This window comes from Rhodococcus sp. FH8 (assembly GCF_019266085.1).
GTDB lineage: Bacteria > Actinomycetota > Actinomycetes > Mycobacteriales > Mycobacteriaceae > Rhodococcus_F > Rhodococcus_F qingshengii.
In genome coordinates, this window is record NZ_LPNQ01000057.1 from 823,045 (window position 1) to 840,611 (window position 17,567).

At 62.6% G+C, this 17,567-nt stretch carries 19 protein-coding genes and 1 pseudogene; 7 read left to right on the forward strand and 13 right to left on the reverse strand.

Annotated features, from left to right (window positions below):
* Positions 1–81 precede the first annotated feature (81 nt).
* Positions 82–1,068, forward strand: a complete 987-nt coding sequence (locus ATN38_RS06575) for a Dyp-type peroxidase (protein ID WP_054781588.1) — start codon at positions 82–84, stop codon at positions 1,066–1,068.
* 11 nt (positions 1,069–1,079) lie between these two features.
* Here ATN38_RS06575 and ATN38_RS06580 read toward each other — a convergent pair whose 3' ends face one another.
* Together ATN38_RS06580 and ATN38_RS06585 are read right to left on the reverse strand one after the other, a co-directional pair.
* A complete protein-coding gene (locus ATN38_RS06580) occupies positions 1,080–2,399 on the reverse strand; it encodes a M18 family aminopeptidase (RefSeq protein ID WP_042451417.1) in 1,320 nt (439 codons plus the stop codon).
* Positions 2,400–2,472: 73 nt separating this feature from the next.
* Complete coding sequence (locus tag ATN38_RS06585; RefSeq protein ID WP_003939907.1) at positions 2,473–2,826, reverse strand: VOC family protein; 354 nt, start codon at positions 2,824–2,826, stop codon at positions 2,473–2,475.
* A gap of 67 nt (positions 2,827–2,893) precedes the next feature.
* Here ATN38_RS06585 and ATN38_RS06590 point away from each other — a divergent pair, with 67 nt between their 5' ends.
* Positions 2,894–3,499, forward strand: coding sequence for a hypothetical protein (locus ATN38_RS06590; protein ID WP_042451419.1), 606 nt, complete (start codon positions 2,894–2,896; stop codon positions 3,497–3,499).
* Between the two features lie 12 nt (positions 3,500–3,511).
* On the opposite strand, the gene ATN38_RS06595 is transcribed toward ATN38_RS06590, so the two are convergent.
* The 3 genes from ATN38_RS06595 to ATN38_RS06605 all read right to left on the reverse strand — a co-directional run bounded on the left by ATN38_RS06595 (position 3,512) and on the right by ATN38_RS06605 (position 6,887).
* On the reverse strand, positions 3,512–4,108 hold the full coding sequence (locus ATN38_RS06595; RefSeq protein ID WP_042451521.1) for a CatB-related O-acetyltransferase: 597 nt from the start codon (positions 4,106–4,108) through the stop codon (positions 3,512–3,514).
* Positions 4,109–4,264: 156 nt separating this feature from the next.
* Positions 4,265–5,494, reverse strand: a complete 1,230-nt coding sequence (locus ATN38_RS06600) for an acyl-CoA dehydrogenase family protein (RefSeq protein WP_037128824.1) — start codon at positions 5,492–5,494, stop codon at positions 4,265–4,267.
* Between the two features lie 91 nt (positions 5,495–5,585).
* Positions 5,586–6,887 (reverse strand): esterase family protein, encoded by a 1,302-nt coding sequence (locus ATN38_RS06605; protein WP_030535234.1) that lies wholly within the window; start codon positions 6,885–6,887, stop codon positions 5,586–5,588.
* Between the two features lie 69 nt (positions 6,888–6,956).
* On the opposite strand from ATN38_RS06605, the gene ATN38_RS06610 reads away from it, so the two are divergent.
* On the forward strand, positions 6,957–7,568 hold the full coding sequence (locus tag ATN38_RS06610; protein ID WP_030535233.1) for a phosphoribosylanthranilate isomerase: 612 nt from the start codon (positions 6,957–6,959) through the stop codon (positions 7,566–7,568).
* On the opposite strand, the gene ATN38_RS06615 is transcribed toward ATN38_RS06610, so the two are convergent.
* Positions 7,556–8,467 carry a hypothetical protein gene (locus ATN38_RS06615; protein WP_218747739.1) on the reverse strand — a complete coding sequence of 304 codons (912 nt, stop codon included), beginning with the start codon at positions 8,465–8,467 and terminating at the stop codon, positions 7,556–7,558. The two genes, ATN38_RS06610 and ATN38_RS06615, sit on opposite strands and share 13 nt — an antisense overlap.
* Before the next feature lie 209 nt (positions 8,468–8,676).
* On the opposite strand from ATN38_RS06615, the pseudogene ATN38_RS32635 reads away from it, so the two are divergent.
* Together ATN38_RS32635 and ATN38_RS32640 are read left to right on the forward strand one after the other, a co-directional pair.
* A pseudogene (locus tag ATN38_RS32635) lies at positions 8,677–9,249 on the forward strand (SDR family NAD(P)-dependent oxidoreductase); the annotation flags it as partial.
* Between the two features lie 130 nt (positions 9,250–9,379).
* Positions 9,380–9,451, forward strand: coding sequence for a hypothetical protein (locus tag ATN38_RS32640; protein WP_256931682.1), 72 nt, complete (start codon positions 9,380–9,382; stop codon positions 9,449–9,451).
* A gap of 18 nt (positions 9,452–9,469) precedes the next feature.
* Here the strand turns inward: ATN38_RS32640 and ATN38_RS06625 are convergent, their stop codons facing one another.
* On the reverse strand, positions 9,470–9,901 hold the full coding sequence (locus tag ATN38_RS06625; RefSeq protein ID WP_003940510.1) for a nuclear transport factor 2 family protein: 432 nt from the start codon (positions 9,899–9,901) through the stop codon (positions 9,470–9,472).
* On the reverse strand, positions 9,898–10,821 hold the full coding sequence (locus ATN38_RS06630; RefSeq protein ID WP_039973369.1) for an alpha/beta fold hydrolase: 924 nt from the start codon (positions 10,819–10,821) through the stop codon (positions 9,898–9,900). Before ATN38_RS06630 ends, ATN38_RS06625 begins: the two co-directional genes overlap by 4 nt.
* Before the next feature lie 111 nt (positions 10,822–10,932).
* Here ATN38_RS06630 and ATN38_RS06635 point away from each other — a divergent pair, with 111 nt between their 5' ends.
* On the forward strand, positions 10,933–11,934 hold the full coding sequence (locus ATN38_RS06635) for an NADP-dependent oxidoreductase (RefSeq protein WP_003939765.1): 1,002 nt from the start codon (positions 10,933–10,935) through the stop codon (positions 11,932–11,934).
* Positions 11,935–11,988: 54 nt separating this feature from the next.
* Here ATN38_RS06635 and ATN38_RS06640 read toward each other — a convergent pair whose 3' ends face one another.
* Together ATN38_RS06640 and ATN38_RS06645 are read right to left on the reverse strand one after the other, a co-directional pair.
* Positions 11,989–13,137 (reverse strand): CaiB/BaiF CoA-transferase family protein, encoded by a 1,149-nt coding sequence (locus tag ATN38_RS06640; protein WP_003939934.1) that lies wholly within the window; start codon positions 13,135–13,137, stop codon positions 11,989–11,991.
* Positions 13,134–14,306, reverse strand: a complete 1,173-nt coding sequence (locus ATN38_RS06645) for an acyl-CoA dehydrogenase family protein (protein ID WP_003939770.1) — start codon at positions 14,304–14,306, stop codon at positions 13,134–13,136. The genes ATN38_RS06640 and ATN38_RS06645 overlap by 4 nt, the downstream gene beginning before the upstream one ends.
* 159 nt (positions 14,307–14,465) lie before the next feature.
* On the opposite strand from ATN38_RS06645, the gene ATN38_RS06650 reads away from it, so the two are divergent.
* Entirely contained in the window at positions 14,466–15,536 is a 1,071-nt protein-coding gene (locus ATN38_RS06650) for a LacI family DNA-binding transcriptional regulator (RefSeq protein WP_064073436.1), read from the forward strand.
* A 4-nt stretch (positions 15,537–15,540) separates the two neighbouring features.
* Here the strand turns inward: ATN38_RS06650 and ATN38_RS06655 are convergent, their stop codons facing one another.
* From ATN38_RS06655 to ATN38_RS06665, 3 genes are read right to left on the reverse strand one after another with little or no spacing between them, the layout of a single operon-like run.
* The gene (locus ATN38_RS06655) at positions 15,541–16,092 is read right to left on the reverse strand and encodes an SRPBCC family protein (protein ID WP_003940599.1); all 552 of its coding nucleotides are present in this window, start codon (positions 16,090–16,092) and stop codon (positions 15,541–15,543) included.
* A 50-nt stretch (positions 16,093–16,142) separates the two neighbouring features.
* Positions 16,143–16,802, reverse strand: coding sequence for an alpha/beta fold hydrolase (locus ATN38_RS06660; RefSeq protein ID WP_003939749.1), 660 nt, complete (start codon positions 16,800–16,802; stop codon positions 16,143–16,145).
* Complete coding sequence (locus ATN38_RS06665; RefSeq protein ID WP_030535228.1) at positions 16,799–17,563, reverse strand: MBL fold metallo-hydrolase; 765 nt, start codon at positions 17,561–17,563, stop codon at positions 16,799–16,801. The genes ATN38_RS06660 and ATN38_RS06665 overlap by 4 nt, the downstream gene beginning before the upstream one ends.
* Positions 17,564–17,567 lie beyond the last annotated feature (4 nt).

Sequence of the window (17,567 nt, forward strand, 5' to 3'; positions counted from 1 at the left end):
GTCACACCCGCCCCGGTTGGGTGATCCGGTCGGTTTTCCTAAAGTCAGGGCCGGTCCACTCTCTCCCTCGAAAGGTCTCGCATGCCCCAGGATGTTCGTCAGTCCGACCTCACAGCACAGTCCCAGTCGGTGACCACTCCCCTCACTCCGGCTGCGATTTTCCTGGTCGCGACCGTGAATCCGGGTGGCGAGAACACCACACGAGAACTACTCGCCGACGTCGCCGGCCTACAGCGCGCCGTGGGGCTGCGCGTCCCCGGATCAGGTTTGGATGTGGTGACAAGCATCGGTTCGTCGGTTTGGGATCGACTGTTCGCCGGTCCGCGCCCCGCGCTACTGCACCCGTTCACCGCTTTGCAGGGCGACGTTCACTGGGCGCCGTCGACTCCCGGCGATCTGCTCTTCCACATCCGCGCGATGAGCATGGATGCGTGTTTCGAGGTGGCTCGGCAGATCACGAAGCGACTGCACGGCGCAGCCACGGTGGTCGACGAGGTTCACGGCTTCCAGTACTTCGAGAACCGAGACCTCATCGGCTTCGTCGACGGCACCGAAAATCCGGTGGGCCGCGACGCCGTCGCCGCCGTGACTGTCGGAGACGAAGATCCTGCGTTCACCGGAGGAAGCTACGTCCATATCCAGCGCTACGTCCACAAGATGCGGGACTGGGAAGCAATCACCGTCGACGAGCAGGAACGTGTGATCGGACGCAGCAAGCTCGAGGACATCGAGATGACGTCCGAAGTGAAGCCGGCCAACTCGCACGTAGCCCTCAACGCAATCAAGGACGAGAACGGCAAGGCTCTCGAGATCCTGCGTGCCAACATGCCGTACGGGCGCCTCGGTGACGACGAGATCGGCACCTTTTTCATCGGCTACTGCCGCACGCCGGCGATCACCGAACGGATGCTCGAGAACATGTTTCTCGGCAACCCTCGCGGCAATTACGACCGTCTGCTCGATTTCTCGACGGCCGTGACGGGCTCGATGTTCTTCACACCGAGCGCCGACTTCTTCGAGGATCTACCGACTGCGCCCTCTACGCCCACTGGGCTCCCTGCACTTTGACTACGCGCCCTCTAACTACGCGGCGTGAGGAACGCTCCGAGCGCGTCGGCATACATGCGGACATCTGCCGCGCCCATCAGCTCGCGGGCAGAGTGCATCGCGAGCTGAGGCGCGCCGACGTCGACGGTGGACAGTCCGGTGCGTGATGCCGTGATCGGTCCGATGGTGGAGCCGCACGGCAAATCGGCGCGGTGGACGTAGCGCTGCATCGGCACTCCCGCCTGATCGCACGCGAGCGCGAATTCGCCGGCACCGGCCGCATCGGTGGCGTAGCGCAGATTCTGGTTCACCTTGAGTACCGGCCCACCGTTGATCTCGATCCGATGAGCGGGCTCGTGGCGGTCCGGGTAATTGGGGTGCGTCGCGTGTGCCATGTCGCCCGACGCGCATACCGAGCCGGCCATCGCCTGCAGGAATTCTTCGCGGCCACCACCGCGTCCCAACACGACCCGCTCGAGCACGGTGTTCAGCAGGTCCGAGAAAGCTCCGCGATCGGACATGCTGCCGACCTCTTCATGATCGAAGAGTGCGAGCACCGGGACCTGCTGACCCGGCGACTCGACTGCGGCCAGAAGTGCTTGTGTCCCTGCATAACACGTGCCCTGATTGTCGAGCCGAGGGGCGCTGACCAATTCCTTGTCCACCCCCACCACTGCGCTGGGCGCGAGGTCGTGTGTCATCAACTCCCAGCCGAGAACCGACGACGCGGCCACACCCGCACGCTCGGCGACAAAACCAATGAAAGACTTGGGCTTCGAACCCACTCCCCAGATTCCGTTGACGTGCCGCTGCGGATCCAGCGTCACGCCCTTGCGATCTTCGGACAGGTGGATAGCCAGCTGCGGAACACGAAGAATCGGGTCGTCGATGCGAACCAGCTTCTGCTCCACAGTGTTTCCCACCCGGACACTCAATCGTCCGGAGATACCGAGATCGCGGTCGAGCCACGAGTTCAGCCACGCACCACCGTACGGTTCAAGGCCTACCATCTGCCACCCGGCCGAAGTGAGGTCGGGATGCTGTTTGACCCGCAGGTTCGGGCTGTCGGTATGACCTCCGACAATCCGGAACGGAGCGGTACTTCCCACACCCTCGGTGCTCCAGGCGATCAGCGAACCGCCTCGCACGAGGAAGTACCGTCCGGGCTCGGCTGGCCACGACTGCGTTTCGTGGACTTCGACGAACCCGCCGGCCGTCAGCTCGGTCGCCACCGTCGCGCACACATGGAACGGCGACGGTGACGAATCGACGAAGCTGCACAAGCCGTCTGCGTCGGCCCCGGTCGGAGAAGCCGCCCCGGCCTGAGACGTCCGAGAAGTCTGAGAAGTCATGCCCCTCATCATGCCCGAACAGGTGTCCGGGATATCAGTGGCCACGAATCAGGTGGGCACAGAATCGGTTAGCTCAGGCGTGAGGACCGGATACGCAGAACTGATTCCCATCAGGATCGAGGAGCGTCACCCAGCGGAAACCGTCCATGTTCTCGCGGTGGTGCTCGGTAGCTCCGGCCTCGACGAGCCGCGCCACCTCGGCGTCGAGATCCGGACTCCCCAAATCGAGATGGATGCGATTCTTGCCGGCGGTGGGGTCCGGGACCTTCTGGAATGCGAAGTTGGTGGCGCTGTCAGGGACCGAGACGATGTAGAACCAACCGTCGTTTTCCTCGACGATGTTTCCGCCCAACTGCGCTGCCCACCACGTTGCGAGCGGACCGGGATCGAGACTGTCGAAGGTGATCATGCCGAGTGTGAGAGTCATGCGCACACGCTAATGGAAGCCACCGACAAAGACTCTCGATCTCGGGCTGAGATGAGACGATCGTCGAATGCGACTCACAACGCTGCGCGACCGTGTTGCAGAACTACTCTTCGCAGTTTTCATCGCGACCGGCTTGCTCCTGAGCATCCTCGGAGTGCTCGCCTGGCGATTTGCCACACCATCCACGCGAACAGAACATGTCGGAATCCAACCCCCACCACCGCCGCCGATGGAGGACGGCAAGACCGGATACATGTGGGTGATCGACGGCTACAGCTACTCTGACGCACCACATTGGTTCCCCGCAACTGCGTGGTTTCTGACAGTCGGAACCGCTGTCGCCGTTGCCGTCTCGGCGATACTGAACGCGACGGGATGGCGGCTGGCCCGTGACACACGCGGTAGAAAATTTGCTCTTCCGCTTGCACTTTCAGCTTTCGGCACAGCCTACGGAGTCGCGGTCGCCGTTGTCGGACGAATCTGGCCGCCCACCTTCTATTCGGTGGTCCTTCCCGAACCTCGTGACCCGCAGAAGCCCTACCCCGAATCGGCCATCATCCACTTCGACCTCGAGCCGAACCTGATCACCTTCACCGCAACAGGTCTTGCCGTCGGCCTTCTCGCGGCCGCCCTGCTTTATGTCCGGAACTACTCGCTCACACGAACGAACTAGCGGGCGCGGAGATCACTCGACCGCTTCGAGTTCCGCGACACTCCCGTCCGAGATCACCCGGACGTGGCGGGTGATCTTCTCGATCGGCCAGTCCCACCATGCAATTCGCACCAACTTCTCGATGTCTTCGGCACTGAAGCGGCGCTTGATCTCCGTTGCCGGGTTGCCGCCGACAATTGCGTAGTCCGGGACGTCGCGCGTTACGACGGCGCCAGTGGACACGATCGCCCCGTGACCGATCCGGACACCGGGCATGACTGTCACGTTCCCGCCGAACCACACGTCGTTCCCCACGACGGTGTCACCGCGCGACGGCAAATCCTGCACCAAATCCATGTGCCTGGCCCAATCACCGCCCATGATCGGAAACGGGTAGGTGGAGACACCGTTCATACGATGGTTCGCGCCGTTCATGATGAAGGTGACACCGGTGGCCAGGGCGCAGAACTTTCCGATCACCAGTTTGTCGGGACCGTAGTGATGCAACACGTTTCGAGTCTCGAACTCTTCGGCGAACTCCGGATCGTCGTAGTAGGTGTACTCCCCTACCTCGATCAACGGGTTGTCGATCAACGGCCTCAGCAACACCACTCGCGGTTGCCCGGCCATCGGATGAACATTGGTGGGATCCGGCGCAGTGAAATCTGACGCAATGGGATCTAACGCGTTCACTGCTTACTCCGATCCGTCGGCGCGGTGTCGCCGACCGCAGCAAGACTATCTGGTTCCTGCTGCGATCGACCGACAAGCGAAAACGTACCGGTATCAGCCCAAGAGACCCTTGGCGATATGGGTGACCTGAATTTCGTTGCTGCCCGCATAGATCATGAGCGACTTGGCATCACGCGCCAACTGCTCGACTCGGTACTCGGCCATGTAGCCGTTTCCACCGAACAGCTGCACGGCTTCCATCGCGACCTCGGTCGCTGCGCGCGAGGAGTACAGCTTCATCGCCGACGCCTCCGCCAGGCTCACTTTGTCTCCGGCTGCGGTGCGCTCGATCGCATTGAAGACCATGTTCTGCACGTTGATTCGAGCGACCTCCATCTCGGCGAGCTTGAGCTGGATGAGCTGGAACTGCCCGATCTCGCGTCCCCACAGTTTGCGGGACTTCGCGTATTCGATACTCAGACGGTGGCATTCGTTGATGATGCCGAGAGACAGGGACGCGATGCCGATGCGTTCGGCGGCAAAGCTCTCCTTGGCGCTGGATTTGCCGTCCGACTTTCCGCTGTCCTCGGTCTCGCCGAGCAGACGGTCCTTGGTGATGCGGACGTTGTCGAAGAACAGCTCACCTGTGGGTGAGGAGTTCATGCCCATCTTCTTGAACGGCGGGCTCTGTGTGAGACCCTCCATGCCCTTGTCGAGGATGAAGGCGAGCACCTTGCGATCGCGACGATCAACCGACGCATCGCCCTCGTCGAGCTTTGCGTACACGATCATCACGTCGGCGTACGGACCGTTGGTGATGAAGGTCTTGTTGCCGTTGAGAATGTAGTCGTCGCCGTCGCGGCGTACGTAGGACTTCATGCCGCCGAAGGCATCCGAGCCGGAGTCCGGTTCGGTGATCGCCCAGGCGCCGACGGTCTCGAATGTCACCAGGCCGGGGAGCCAGCGTTCCTTCTGCGCGAGTGTGCCGCGGCTGCGGATAGTTCCGGCGGCCAATCCGAGGCTGACACCCAACGATGCGACCAGGCCGAGGCTGACTCCGGCCAATTCGCTGTTGAGCACGACGCCCATGCTGCCGGCGCCGCTGAAGGCGCTCGACTTCTCACCGTCACCGGAGGGCGCTTCGCCGCGCTCGCGTGCCAGCGACTTCTCGAGGCCTTCGCGTGCCATGTCGGCCAGACCGAAGGTCGAGTACAGCTTGCGAATGATGTCGAACGGCGGCAGCGCACCACTTTCGAGCTCGTCGACGTGAGGTCGCACCTCTTTGTCGATAAAGCCCCGCAAGGCGTCGCGGAACATCAGGTCGGTGTCGGACCACTCGTACATGTGCCTGAACTCCAGTCGGTGAACGATCGAGAGACTGCCGAACGACAGCCACACACCGAATATAGAACACGTTCCAAAACCGGAACAGGATTCAGCTGATCAGTCCCATTCGCTGCGAGATCCACGTCAGCTCCTGCTCGACGCCGGCCGACCACACCGAAAAGCTGTGACCACCGGGAAGCTCGAGATACCTGGCGTCCATTCCGGCCGCTTTGGCCGCTTCGTACACCTTTTGCTGACCGGGCTTGAACTCATTGTCATCTGTTCCGACGACGAACACTCCGCCCGAGTTCGGGAACTTCCGAGTCGCCAGCAGGTCCATCGGATTCACCTTCACGAACGCCGCTTCGTCGCCGCCGAATATCTCGTCGACGGTTCGCTGTCGGTCACCGAGCGAAGGCTCCAATTGACCGGACAGATCGAGGAATGTCGGGTACACCTCGGGGTAATTGGTCGCCATCTGCAGTGAGCAGGTGCCACCGTAGGAGAGCCCGCCGATTGCCCACGCTCGCGGATTCGTGTCGATCTGGAACGCATTCGCCACCGCAGCGGGCAAGTCCTTTGCCAGATACGTGCCGACCTTGCCCTGTGACGAGTCGGTGCACAGCGGATTGGCCATCTGCGACCCTGTTCCATCGGCTATCACGACGACTGGAGCCAACCCCTCGTGATCTCGTGCAAAGGCATCCATTGTCGCGGTCAGCTTTCCGCCCTGGAGCCAGTCCTCGGGCTTGCCAGGCTGACCTGCCATGAGCACGAGCACGGGAAGAAGCGGACGCGGATTGGTGAAGTACGACGGCGGCAGATACACCTGCGCGTCGCGCGCGGAGAATCCTGAAATCGTCCCGGGGACAGGCAAAGTCGTGACCCGTCCGCGAATCGGCATGCCCTCCGGCGCTTTCCACACAGTGTCGGTGGGATCGCCGGTGACAACAGGATCGGTCGGACCGGGAACTTCACTGAGTGAGATGCGGTCGAAATCGTCGTGTCCGAACGCAATTCCCACAGTCGGATACGCGGCGAAAACCAGATTGATCTGCGTCGCGGCAGTGATGACGACCAGAACCGTCGCGATCACGGACAGGAGCGCTTTCGCGACGGTTCCGCCCGCCTTGATTCGCGGCCCGAGAAGTAGCAGCGCGTAGATACCGAGACCGATCCACACGTAGATCGACATCTCGATGGGATCGGGGAACGGCACGATCACCTTTTCGACGGTGATCCACACGGCGATCATGATCACCAGCGCAATCAGCCCCGCGATCGGCACCGCTCTGCGGTAGTACCAGCGCACGTTCGAACCGAGCAGCCACACACCACCCAGGACCCCAAGGACAGTCAGGATCACCGGCAGCGGTCCCGAGATCAAACTGATTCGGTAGAGCCAGTCCACGTCAAGCCTCTCGCGCGTAGAAATGTCGCACGCACGAGGCTAGACGACGACGCTAGTACTCTGTATCAGGTGACATTCATCAAGGTCTGTGGCCTACGCGACGTTGACACGGTCGACCTCACGGTGGGCCTGGGCGTCGACGCCATCGGTTTCGTCTTCGCCGAGAGCGTCCGCAAAGTCGACCCCACACTCGCAGTCGCTCTGCTCGCGCGAGTTCCCGATCACATCCGTGCAATCGGAGTCTTTCTCGGCAACCCGATCGATCAGATCCTCGAGATCGCGAAGATCACCGGGCTTCGCACCGTACAGGTTCACGATCTTGTCGACGCCGAGCAAGTGCAGCGGCTGCACGATGCCGGCCTCACCGTCATCCGCGCGGTCGTCTCCAGCAACGTCCGCGACGGTTACAATCTCGACCTCGGCGAGGACGAACTCCTGATCGACGGCGCAGACGCCGGATCAGGGGTGCCGTGGAACTGGGCCCAACAGCAATCGCGCCCGCAAGGCAAGTGGATCCTGGCGGGCGGACTGTCCCCGGACAACGTTCGCGACGCACTCGATGCCACCGGAGCCTGGGGCGTCGACGTCTCCAGCGGCGTCGAATCCTCCCGCGGCGTCAAGGACCACGCGTTGATCGAGAAGTTCGTCAGCGCTGTCCGGCAGACCGATCACTCGAAATAGGACGCGTAGTCACTGAAAGCGACTTGACCGGTGGGACTCGCCTTCACGGCGTCGGCAACGGCCGGCGGAATGGGAGCCCAGTTCGCAGGCATGGCCGCCGCCAGTGACGGCTTCAAGATGTAGAGCAGTGCGAAGTTCACTATCCAGAGCGGCGGCGCCATCGACATGCCGACTTCCGAACTCACATTGCCTTTGGTGTTGGTCACCAGCTGCGCTGCTCCCGAAATCTGTTGCGCTGCAAATCCGTAGACTGCCTGCACCGTGTATGCCGACTGATAGAGCGCAATCAGAGTGTGCGTCGCACCGTTGTTGCGCAACCAGGTGCCCACGAAACCGCCAGGGGCGATCAGCGTATTCACCTGTCGCGTCGGCGCATCCGCGTTGGCCGGACTCTCCAGCAATCCGTCTGGATTCACGTACAACCCGTAACTGGCCAGAACCGACGGCGTCGTGCCGGAATAGAGGGGCCGCCCGTTCGTATTGGTGAGAATCCGGGCGCATTCGTCGATCACCGCGGCGTCCTCGCGATTTCCGCCGACCCCTCCGCCGGAGATGAGATCGCGATACTGCTCCTCGGTCAAAGCGTCGGCTGGTTCGAGTCCGATCTGCGCGGCAATCTTTTCCGCAGTCTGCTGACCGAGTGGCTGGTTGAGTTGATCCGGAGTAGTCATCTGCGTGGGCGCGACGCTCTCGTAGACCGGTGCCCCGGCAAAAGGGATCACGAACCCGGTATCGACTGTGTCTGCAACGGGTTGCGCGCCGGCCATCTGAGTGGTGGCAAACGAAAGTACGCACACCCCAACCAAAGCCAGAACCGACACCGTCCCGCGATGAGACCGTGCTCCACGTCTACAGCCCTCGTTTGAGAAAGCCTTGCCTGCAATTCCCTTGCCGCGCATAGGTCAACCTCCCGGGACACAGTCCGGCGAATCAACTCGAGCTTGCATCTCAGTCAAACGCTGTGACCAGCGCCGTGTCAAGACACTGGTCAGGTCGAGGCACGGCGACAGCTCGCTCGATACAGGCGACAGCTCGCCCGCTACAGTGATGCTTCCATCTGAAGTGACCTCACCCCATTTGAATTGCAGGACATCGCTGGAGGCGAGCAGTGTCTGACAAGCGCGGGACCGTATTGATCACCGGTGTCGGTCGGAGCAAGTCGATCGGAGCGAGCCTCGCATTGGGCCTTGCCGAGGATGGTTGGGATCTGGCTATCGGCTACTGGGAGCCTTACGACGAACGCGTCGGGTTCGGGCGCGGAGCGCACGATCCGCAAGACATTGCCGAGAAGTGTCGCGCACTCGGAAGCCGTGTCGACCTGGTTCCAGGAGATCTGGCCTCGCCCGACGTGGCCGATCAGCTCGTTGACGCTGCCGCAGCGCGGAACGACCTCCGTGGGCTGGTGCTCTCACATTGCGAAAGCGTCGACAGCTCGATCCTCGACACCACCGTCGAGAGCTGGGAACGACATTTCGCCGTCAACGCTCGCGCCTCCTGGCTGCTGATCAAAGCGTTCGCTGAACGGCTTCCGGAACAGCGCGACGTCAGTCAGGTGGCCGGGCGGATCATCGCACTCACCAGCGACCATGCGGCCCACAATCTTCCGTACGGGGCCAGCAAGGGCGCTCTCGACCGCATCGTCATCGCCGCCGCAGTCGAACTTGGATCACGCGGCATACGAGCCAACGTCGTCAACCCAGGACCTATCGACACAGGATGGATGACACCCGCGATCAGACAGGCCACAAACCCTCCAGACTCCTGCCGGCCGGCTGGGTACTCCCGGCGACACTGCAAACCTCGTTCGGTTTCTGATGTCCGACGCCGGAGGCTGGATTACGGGACAACTCCTTCACTCCAACGGCGGATTCAGTACGAACTGAGCCTTGGCCGGACTCAGTTCAGGCTTTGTAGGTCGGTAGCGTCTGCCCGAGCCTCTTACCCATTTCGGCAGCCAAAGCCGCGAGCCCGCTGGCCGGACGCACCATGACCTCGAAATCGACGATCTTGCCGTCCTCGTCGAATTCGACCATGTCGATTCCCTTGAGACTTTTATCGCCGATGTTCGCACTGAATTCGAGCACGACCTGCCGACCGTTGGCTCCGGCGAACTGACGGTGGTACTCGAAGTTCTCGAACACCTGGATCACCGTATTGAGAATGAGCACAACGGCATCCGCGGACTGGTACGGCTTGAATCCCGTGGGCGATCGGAACTGCGCGTCGGGCGCGACGATCGTCGGTAGCGCCGACAGATCGCCGGTTTCGATCATGGTGTGCCACAACTTCAGTGCAGCTTCGACTTTCGGTTCGAGCGTCAATTCCGTGCTCATGCTTCTACCCTTCCCTCGACGTTACCTGCCGCTTGATTTACCGGCACTTGACTTGCGACGGACCACGCACTCAACACAGTTCGCACCCCGGTCACGAGTTGCAACGGCTGATCGATCATGACGTGATGTCCGGCTTCGGGAATCTCCGCCACGATGGCCTCCGGTCCGAACAATCCGCGCATGTGCTCCATGAGTCGATCGGACACGATGCCGTTCTCAGCTCGGAAATAGGCTACGCGGCAACGTGGTTCGCTGTCGAGAACATCTTCGGCGCCTACTCGGAGAAAGAAATTCGGATCGAACTTCCACGACCAACCGCCCTCGACTTCCTCCATCGACGTGGCCGCCACATGGTCACGCACCGCAGGCAGACCCGAATCCTGCGGCGGAACGAAGCGGAAACGGCCCATCGCGTCTTCCCTGGTGGGATAAACCTTCTTGGGGCCGAACGCATTCTGGCGTCGAGCCGCCTCCTCTTCGGGCGTACGCGCCTTGAGCGGAGAATCGATGATGACAACCCCGTCCAACAGTTCGCCATGCAGATGCGAGGCCACGAAAGAAACAATCCCACCCATACTGTGCCCCACCAGAATCGGCTTGCCGTCGATTCCCCCTGCCTCGGCCGCCGCCAGCACCTCGCGAGCCCACTGGGACATCGCGTAGGCGTCGCGAGTGTCACTGTCGCCGTGGCCCGTCAAGTCGAGAGCGACGACGCGGCGCCCCTCGGCGAACTGCGGCGCAATGTGATCCCACCAGCGACTGTGGGCTGCGCCGCCGTGAATCAGCACGATTCCCGGCCCCGCCGGCCCCCAAGCCCGAAAGTGCACCGAGGCACCCTCGACCTCCACCGACCCCGTCTCGACCGGCGCTGCCAACGCCCGAGTGAACCAACCAGGCGCGTCTTCGACCACATTGCTCATCGATCGAACATACATAGTCGTCAATCGGTTCATCCAACTCTTCCCAGTTCGTGATCCATCACCTATATTGAATCCGGCCTCAAGTTCAATTCGTTTCGCCGAAGGGGAGAGATGACCAACCGCCAAGTACGCCTCGCCGCCCGCCCGACAGGACTTCCCGACGCTTCCACCTGGGAATACGTCGATGCCGAGATCCCGTCCGCCGGACCGGGCGAGTTTGTCGTCAAGGTCGAATACCTCTCCCTCGACCCCGCGATGCGCGGTTGGCTCAACGACGTCAAGTCGTACGTTCCGCCGGTCAAGCTCGGTTCCGTCATGCGCGCCCACGGCGTCGGACGCATCACCGAATCACAGCACCCCGATTACCAGGTCGGGGACATCGTGGCCGGATCCTTCGGCGCTTCCGAGTACGGCGTTTCCGACGGTACAGACGTCACTCGGGTCGACGAATCGATCGCTCCCCTGCCGACCTGGCTCGGCGCTCTCGGTTTCCCCGGCGTCACTGCGTATTTCGGATTACTCGACGTCGGAAAGCTGAAAGACGGTGACACCGTCGTCGTGTCCGGTGCCGCGGGTGCGGTCGGCAGTCTGGTCGGCCAGATCGCAAAGCTTCACGGATGCAAGGTCATCGGCATCGCCGGCGGTCCGGAGAAGTGCGCGTGGCTCACCGAGGACCTCGGCTTCGATGTCGCCATCGACTACAAGAACGAATCCGTATACAAGGCGCTCAAGTCCAACGCTCCCGACGGTATCGACGTGTACTTCGACAACGTCGGCGGAGAAATTCTCGACGCCGCTCTCTCCCGTCTGCGCCTCGGAGCTCGGGTGGTCATCTGCGGCGCCATCGCGGGCTACAACGCCACCGAACCTCAGCCAGGCCCTGCTCACTACCTGTCACTTCTCGTCAACCGCGCCACGATGGCCGGCTTCGTGGTCTTCGACTACCTCGATCGCTACGCAGAAGCACAAGAGCAGATCGGAAAGTGGATCAAGAGTGGCGAATTGACTGCTCGCGAGCACGTCGTCGACGGCGGTATCGACGCGTTCGGCGACAGCCTCAATCTTCTCTTCGCCGGAGCGAACACCGGAAAGCTGGTCTTGAAGGTCAGCTGAGTCGGCCACACACGCAGATCGGCCACCGGTATTCCGGTGGCCGATTCGCTTGGGTCAACTGACTCCGGACGGAGTGGGAACGCTGTCCTCCCCCAACCGCGGCGGGGCCGACCGATAGGTTGCCGGCGTGCCGCTCATCCGAATCGGATTGGCTACCTGCCGAGTCGGTGCATCGCGACGCGGGTCGTCGATGGACACCACCGGATCGAGATTCAGCCGTTCCGCCAGCGCTATCGCGTCGGCGATGTCGTTGAGAGGCCCACACGGAACACCTCGCTCGGTCAGTGCCTCGAACCACGAGTCCGCAGAGCCCTTGGCCAATGCAGCAGTGACGGCGTCGAACAGTTCTTCTCGATGCGCAACCCTGTCGCTGTTGGACGCGAAACGCGCATCAGCGGCAAGTTCGGAAACTCCGAGAACCTCTGTCAACGAACTGAATTGCCGATCATTGCCGACCGCGAGGACCAGCGGACGGTCCGCGGTGTCGAATACCTCGTATGGTGCGATGCTCGGATGCCGGTTGCCCATTGCCTGCGGCACCACGCCCGCGGCCACGTAGCCGGACGACTGGTTGGCCAGTGCGGACAGCAACGAGGACAACAGATTGACCTCGACGTGCTGCCCTTCGCCTGTGCGATCGCGATGGCGCAGCGCTGCAAGGATTCCCACGCTGGCATGCAGGCCGGTGATGACGTCGACCACCGCGACACCGACCTTGGTGGGAGTCTTGGGATCGGGTCCGGTGATACTCATCAATCCGCCGACCGCCTGAATCAACAGGTCGTATCCCGGCAGAGAGTTGTTGCCACCGAAGCCGCTGATCGAGCAGTAGACCGCACGCGGATTCATTTCTCGGACAGCGTCGTAGCCCAGCCCCAGACGGTCCATCGTTCCCGGCAGGAAGTTCTGCACCACGACGTCCGCATTGCGAACCAGCTCGCGTGCACTCTCCAGATCCTCGCGCTCGCGCAGGTCCAGAGTGACCGACTTCTTGTTACGGTTCACCGACAGAAAGTAGCTCGACTCGTCCCCCACCCACGGTGGGCCCCAGCTGCGAGTGTCGTCCCCGACACCCGGCCGCTCGATCTTGACGACCTCGGCACCCAGGTCGGCGAGAATCATCGTGGCGTACGGACCGGCGAGGACGCGGCCGAAATCAGCGATCACCAACCCGTCGAGCGCTCCGACAGCGTCTGCCGTCACCGGAAAGCTTCTTCACCGGTGAGAGCGCGGCCGATCACGAGCTGGTGAACCTCGGACGTGCCCTCGTAGGTGAGAACGGATTCGAGGTTGTTGGCGTGCCGGATCACGGGGTACTCGAGCGTGATGCCGTTGGCGCCCAGAATGGTTCGGCATTCACGGGCGATCTTGATGGCCTCGCGGACATTGTTGAGCTTGCCGGTGCTGACCTGCTCGGGGCGAACCGTCCCGGCGTCCTTGAGGCGCCCGAGGTGGATGGCGAGCAACTGCCCCTTGCCCAATTCGACTGCCATGTCGGCGATCTTGGCCTGGGTGATCTGATACGCGGCGAGCGACTTGTCGAAGACCTTGCGATCACGTGCATATGAGATCGCAGTCTCGAGGCAGTCACGTGCTGCACCCATTGCCCCGAAGATGATGCCGAAGCGTGCCTCGTTGAGGCAGCCGAGCGGGCCGGACAGTCCGCGAGCCTTGGGCAGCATCGCCGAGGCAGGCAGACGCACGTCCTCGAGCACCAGTTCCGAGGTGACCGACGCCCGGAGCGACATCTTGTTCTTGATCTCGGGGGCGGAGAATCCCGGAGTGTCGGTGGGAACGACAAATCCGCGCACGCCGTCGTCGGTTCGAGCCCAGACCACGGCGACGTCCGCGATGGAGCCGTTGGTGATCCACATCTTGGTGCCGTTGAGGATCCAGTCGTCGCCGTCGCGCTTGGCGTTGGTTCGCATACCGCCGGGGTTGGATCCGAAATCGGGTTCCGTGAGACCGAAGCAGCCGATGGCTTCACCCGCCGCCATTCGCGGGAGCCATTCTTCCTTCTGCTCTTCACTTCCGTTGTGGTGGATCGCGAACATGGCGAGCGAGCCCTGGACCGAGACGAGGCTGCGAATGCCCGAATCGACAGCTTCGAGTTCCTGGCAGGCCAACCCGTACGCCGTGGCGCTCATCCCGGCACAGCCGTAGCCCTCGAGGTGCATGCCCAGTACGCCGAGCGCGCCCAGTTCCTTGGCCAGCTCACGAGCCGGCAGTGCTGCCGCTTCGAACCATTCACCTACGTGCGGGCGAATGCGATCGTCGACCATCTTGCGGACCGTGTCGCGGATCGCGATCTCCTCGGCGTCCAGCAGGGTGTCGATGGCAAAAAGCTCGGACAGGGACTGCGGCGTGGTCACGGGGCCTCCAGTGTTCTCGGGCGCAATCCTTTGCGAGAACGATTGCGCAATCGTTTGCATCGCCTAGAGTAGAGCCCGGTTGCGCACCCGTCAATCCCCGAACAGCCGACCGACACCGAACCAACTCAGAACCGACGCACACCAGGAGCCACGACGCAGATGACGCCCGATCCGTCGAACCGCAGCAACGGCCGTCCGCCGACGCTGCGCGAAATCGCCGACCAGGCCGGGGTCCACATCTCGACGGCGTCGCGGGTCCTCCGTCAGCCCGAGCCCGCCGACGGCTGGTCCGACTCTGCACTCCGGGTTCGTCAGGTTGCCGAGGAACTCGGTTACCAACCGAACCTGTGGGCAGCCAGCCTGCGTACCCGCAAGACCACCACCATCGGCGTCGTGATGCCGAGACTGACAGACGTTGTAGTGGCCACCATGTTCCAAGGCATCGAGGAAGCCGCCACCGCAGCCGGGTACTCCGTCTTGCTCTCCAGCCCGCCCGACGATCTGGAAGCGCAACGCAAAGCGGTCGAGTTCCTGGTGAGCCGACAGGTCGACGGTCTCATGCTGAGCAGCATCCACCTGCCGGGTACCGATTTCGTCGACTCGCTCCCCCTGCGCTCACTGCCGATCCTGCTGCTGAACCGGCACATCGACTCGGCGACGTCATCCGTCAACCGAAGCCTTCCCTTTGTCAGCGGCGACGACCGCCTCGGCGGCTACCTCGCGGGGAAGCATCTACTGGACTGCGGCTATCGCGATCTCGGAGTGATCGCGGGGCCGGATCACGCCAGCACGTCGAGGGAACGCGTCGCGGGTTTCCGCGATGCCCTGGCCGAAGCCGGTCTGGAACTGCCGCCGAACCGAATAGTGGCGTCCGAGTTCGAAGTTCAAGGGGGTGTCGATGCGGCGGCCACACTGCTCAGCGGGAACACGCGCCCTGACGCCGTTTTCACGGTGAGCGACACCATCGCGATCGGCGTACTCGGTGTGGCCCGTGATCTCGGGTTGAGCATTCCCGACGATCTTGCGTTGGTCGGCTACAACGACATTCCGGTTGTCTCCCAACTCCCGGTGCCCCTGACGACGGTCAGGTCCCCCGCCCGAAAGATCGGTGCGACCGGGCTCGAGCACCTACTCGCACTGATCTCCGGCAAGAACGTCGAATCCGTGAAGCTTCCCGTCGAACTGATCGCGCGAGCCTCCACCAGAAAGCCTGCCAGTCACAAACTCTGAGCAGCTACCAGACCTGAGATTCGTCGATGCCCAACTGTCGCGCGTAACCGGAGTTGAGTGCGTCCCAGCCGTACTCGCGCGCCCGTTCACCCACGATCGGCCCGAAGGGCTCGCCTGCCAGAAGGGCATCGAGTACGTCGAAGCACAGATGCCACCCCGCAGCGAGCGCCGACGCCATCCCCTCGGCGCGCGACCTCTGCGTCAGCACGACGCGGGTACCGCCTTCGATCGGGGTCAGGTCCCACACCAATTCGTCCGGGCCCCACTCGTGTTCGAGCCGCCGAGTGGTCTCCACGACGTGAACGGTGACCGGCAGCGACATTTCGGGGGCGCCGTCCTCGGTGAGCATGGTGATCACCGCATCACCGGTACGGCTCAGGTTCCGATCGGCGGTGTACGGCGTCCATTGCGCCAACATCTCCGGGTCGGTGATCGCCTCCCACACCTTCTCGACGGAATACGGCAGCACCCGAGGAAAGCTGACGACTGTGTCGTCACCGTCGACGCTCACCGTGACGTCGGACAGGGCACTGGGCTGATACGGCTGGGCACTCATGGTTCGATCTCACCAGGAACCACCGACACGGGCAACCGCCCGCTCGGCGTTCAGAACGCAAACACCGCCGATGCGGCCGCGACTGTCTCCTCCACCACCGGAAATTTCACCACGGACAAGTCGTGTCGAGCTCCTTCGAACTCCACCAGACGCGTCGCGGCGGGAATCAAGGCGAGTGCTGCCCGCATCTCCTCCGTTGTCGCGAACTCGTCCTTCGATCCGTGGACGACAACGGTCGGTGTGTTCAGGTCGGGCAGGTGTTCGGTTCTGAGCTTCTCGGGCTTCTTCGGTGGATGCAGTGGATAGGAGAGAAGGACCAGGCCGTCGACAAGTCCCGGGTTCTCCGCCGCAAGCATCGACGCCTGCCGACCGCCGTACGAATGTCCGCCGAGCAGAACGGGTCCGGGCACCGAGTAGTCCTTGCGAACAGCAGCAATCACCTCGGCAATGCCCGCGCGATCCTCTGCAGCACGCGACGGATGCGGAGGGCCCGAAGCTCGACGCACCCGAAACGCGAGATCGAAGCGCAGAACTTGCACTCCTGCCGCAGCAAAGCCGTCGGCAACAGCACGCAACAGCACGGTGTCGCAGTTACTTCCCGCGCCGTGAGTCAGTGCAAGCGTGGCGACGGGCGACGCGAAGGACACAGATGCAGGTCGATGAAGGAAACCGTGCACCGCACCTTCGTCGACCGTTTCGACAGTAGTCATGGACGCATCCTCGTCCGGCCCGCTCGGGCCTGTTCGACCGCGGCAGTCATGCTGCCCTCGTAAACCGGACCGTGTCCGGGAAACAGCACGCCGGCAGGTACAGCGGCGATATTGTCCAACGCCTGGTCCGTCGCTTCACGGTCATGATTGAAGGGGCACACCAGAAATTGCGGTCCGGCGACGGTCGACGTCCCATGTCCGGTCACCAGAGCGTCACCCGACGCGATCACTCCTGCGTCGGGAACAAGGTAAGCGCTGTGGCCGTCGGTATGCCCATGAGTGGGAATCGGCACGATCCGACCGGGAACGTCCAGCGCACCACCGGACGCAAAGGACTGTGCCCGAGGCAGTTCCGCACCTTTCAACGCGCCGACTCCGATCACGTCGCGAAGCCATTTCGGAGCACCTCGCCGCCACAACAGCAACGGAACTCCGGCCGGCGACAACTGTTGCAGATACTCCCTCTTCGCATGCGGCACTTCCAACGGATCCATCAGGACCGGAACCTCGAGCCGAGTCACGATGTCCGCGATCCCACCGATGTGATCGATGTGCGCGTGAGTGACGAGAATTGCCCGAACATCCCCGAGCTGGTGACCGATCTGTTCGATCGAGCGTTCGACGTCGGTGCCGTTGGCCGGATATCCGCCGTCGATCAAGGTCAGATCGGACCCCTCTTCGACCAGGACCCAATTGGCGTGACCGCACCGAACCAGATGTGTGTTCTCGATCTGCGTGATCGACAGTGCCGCAGTAGTCATGCTT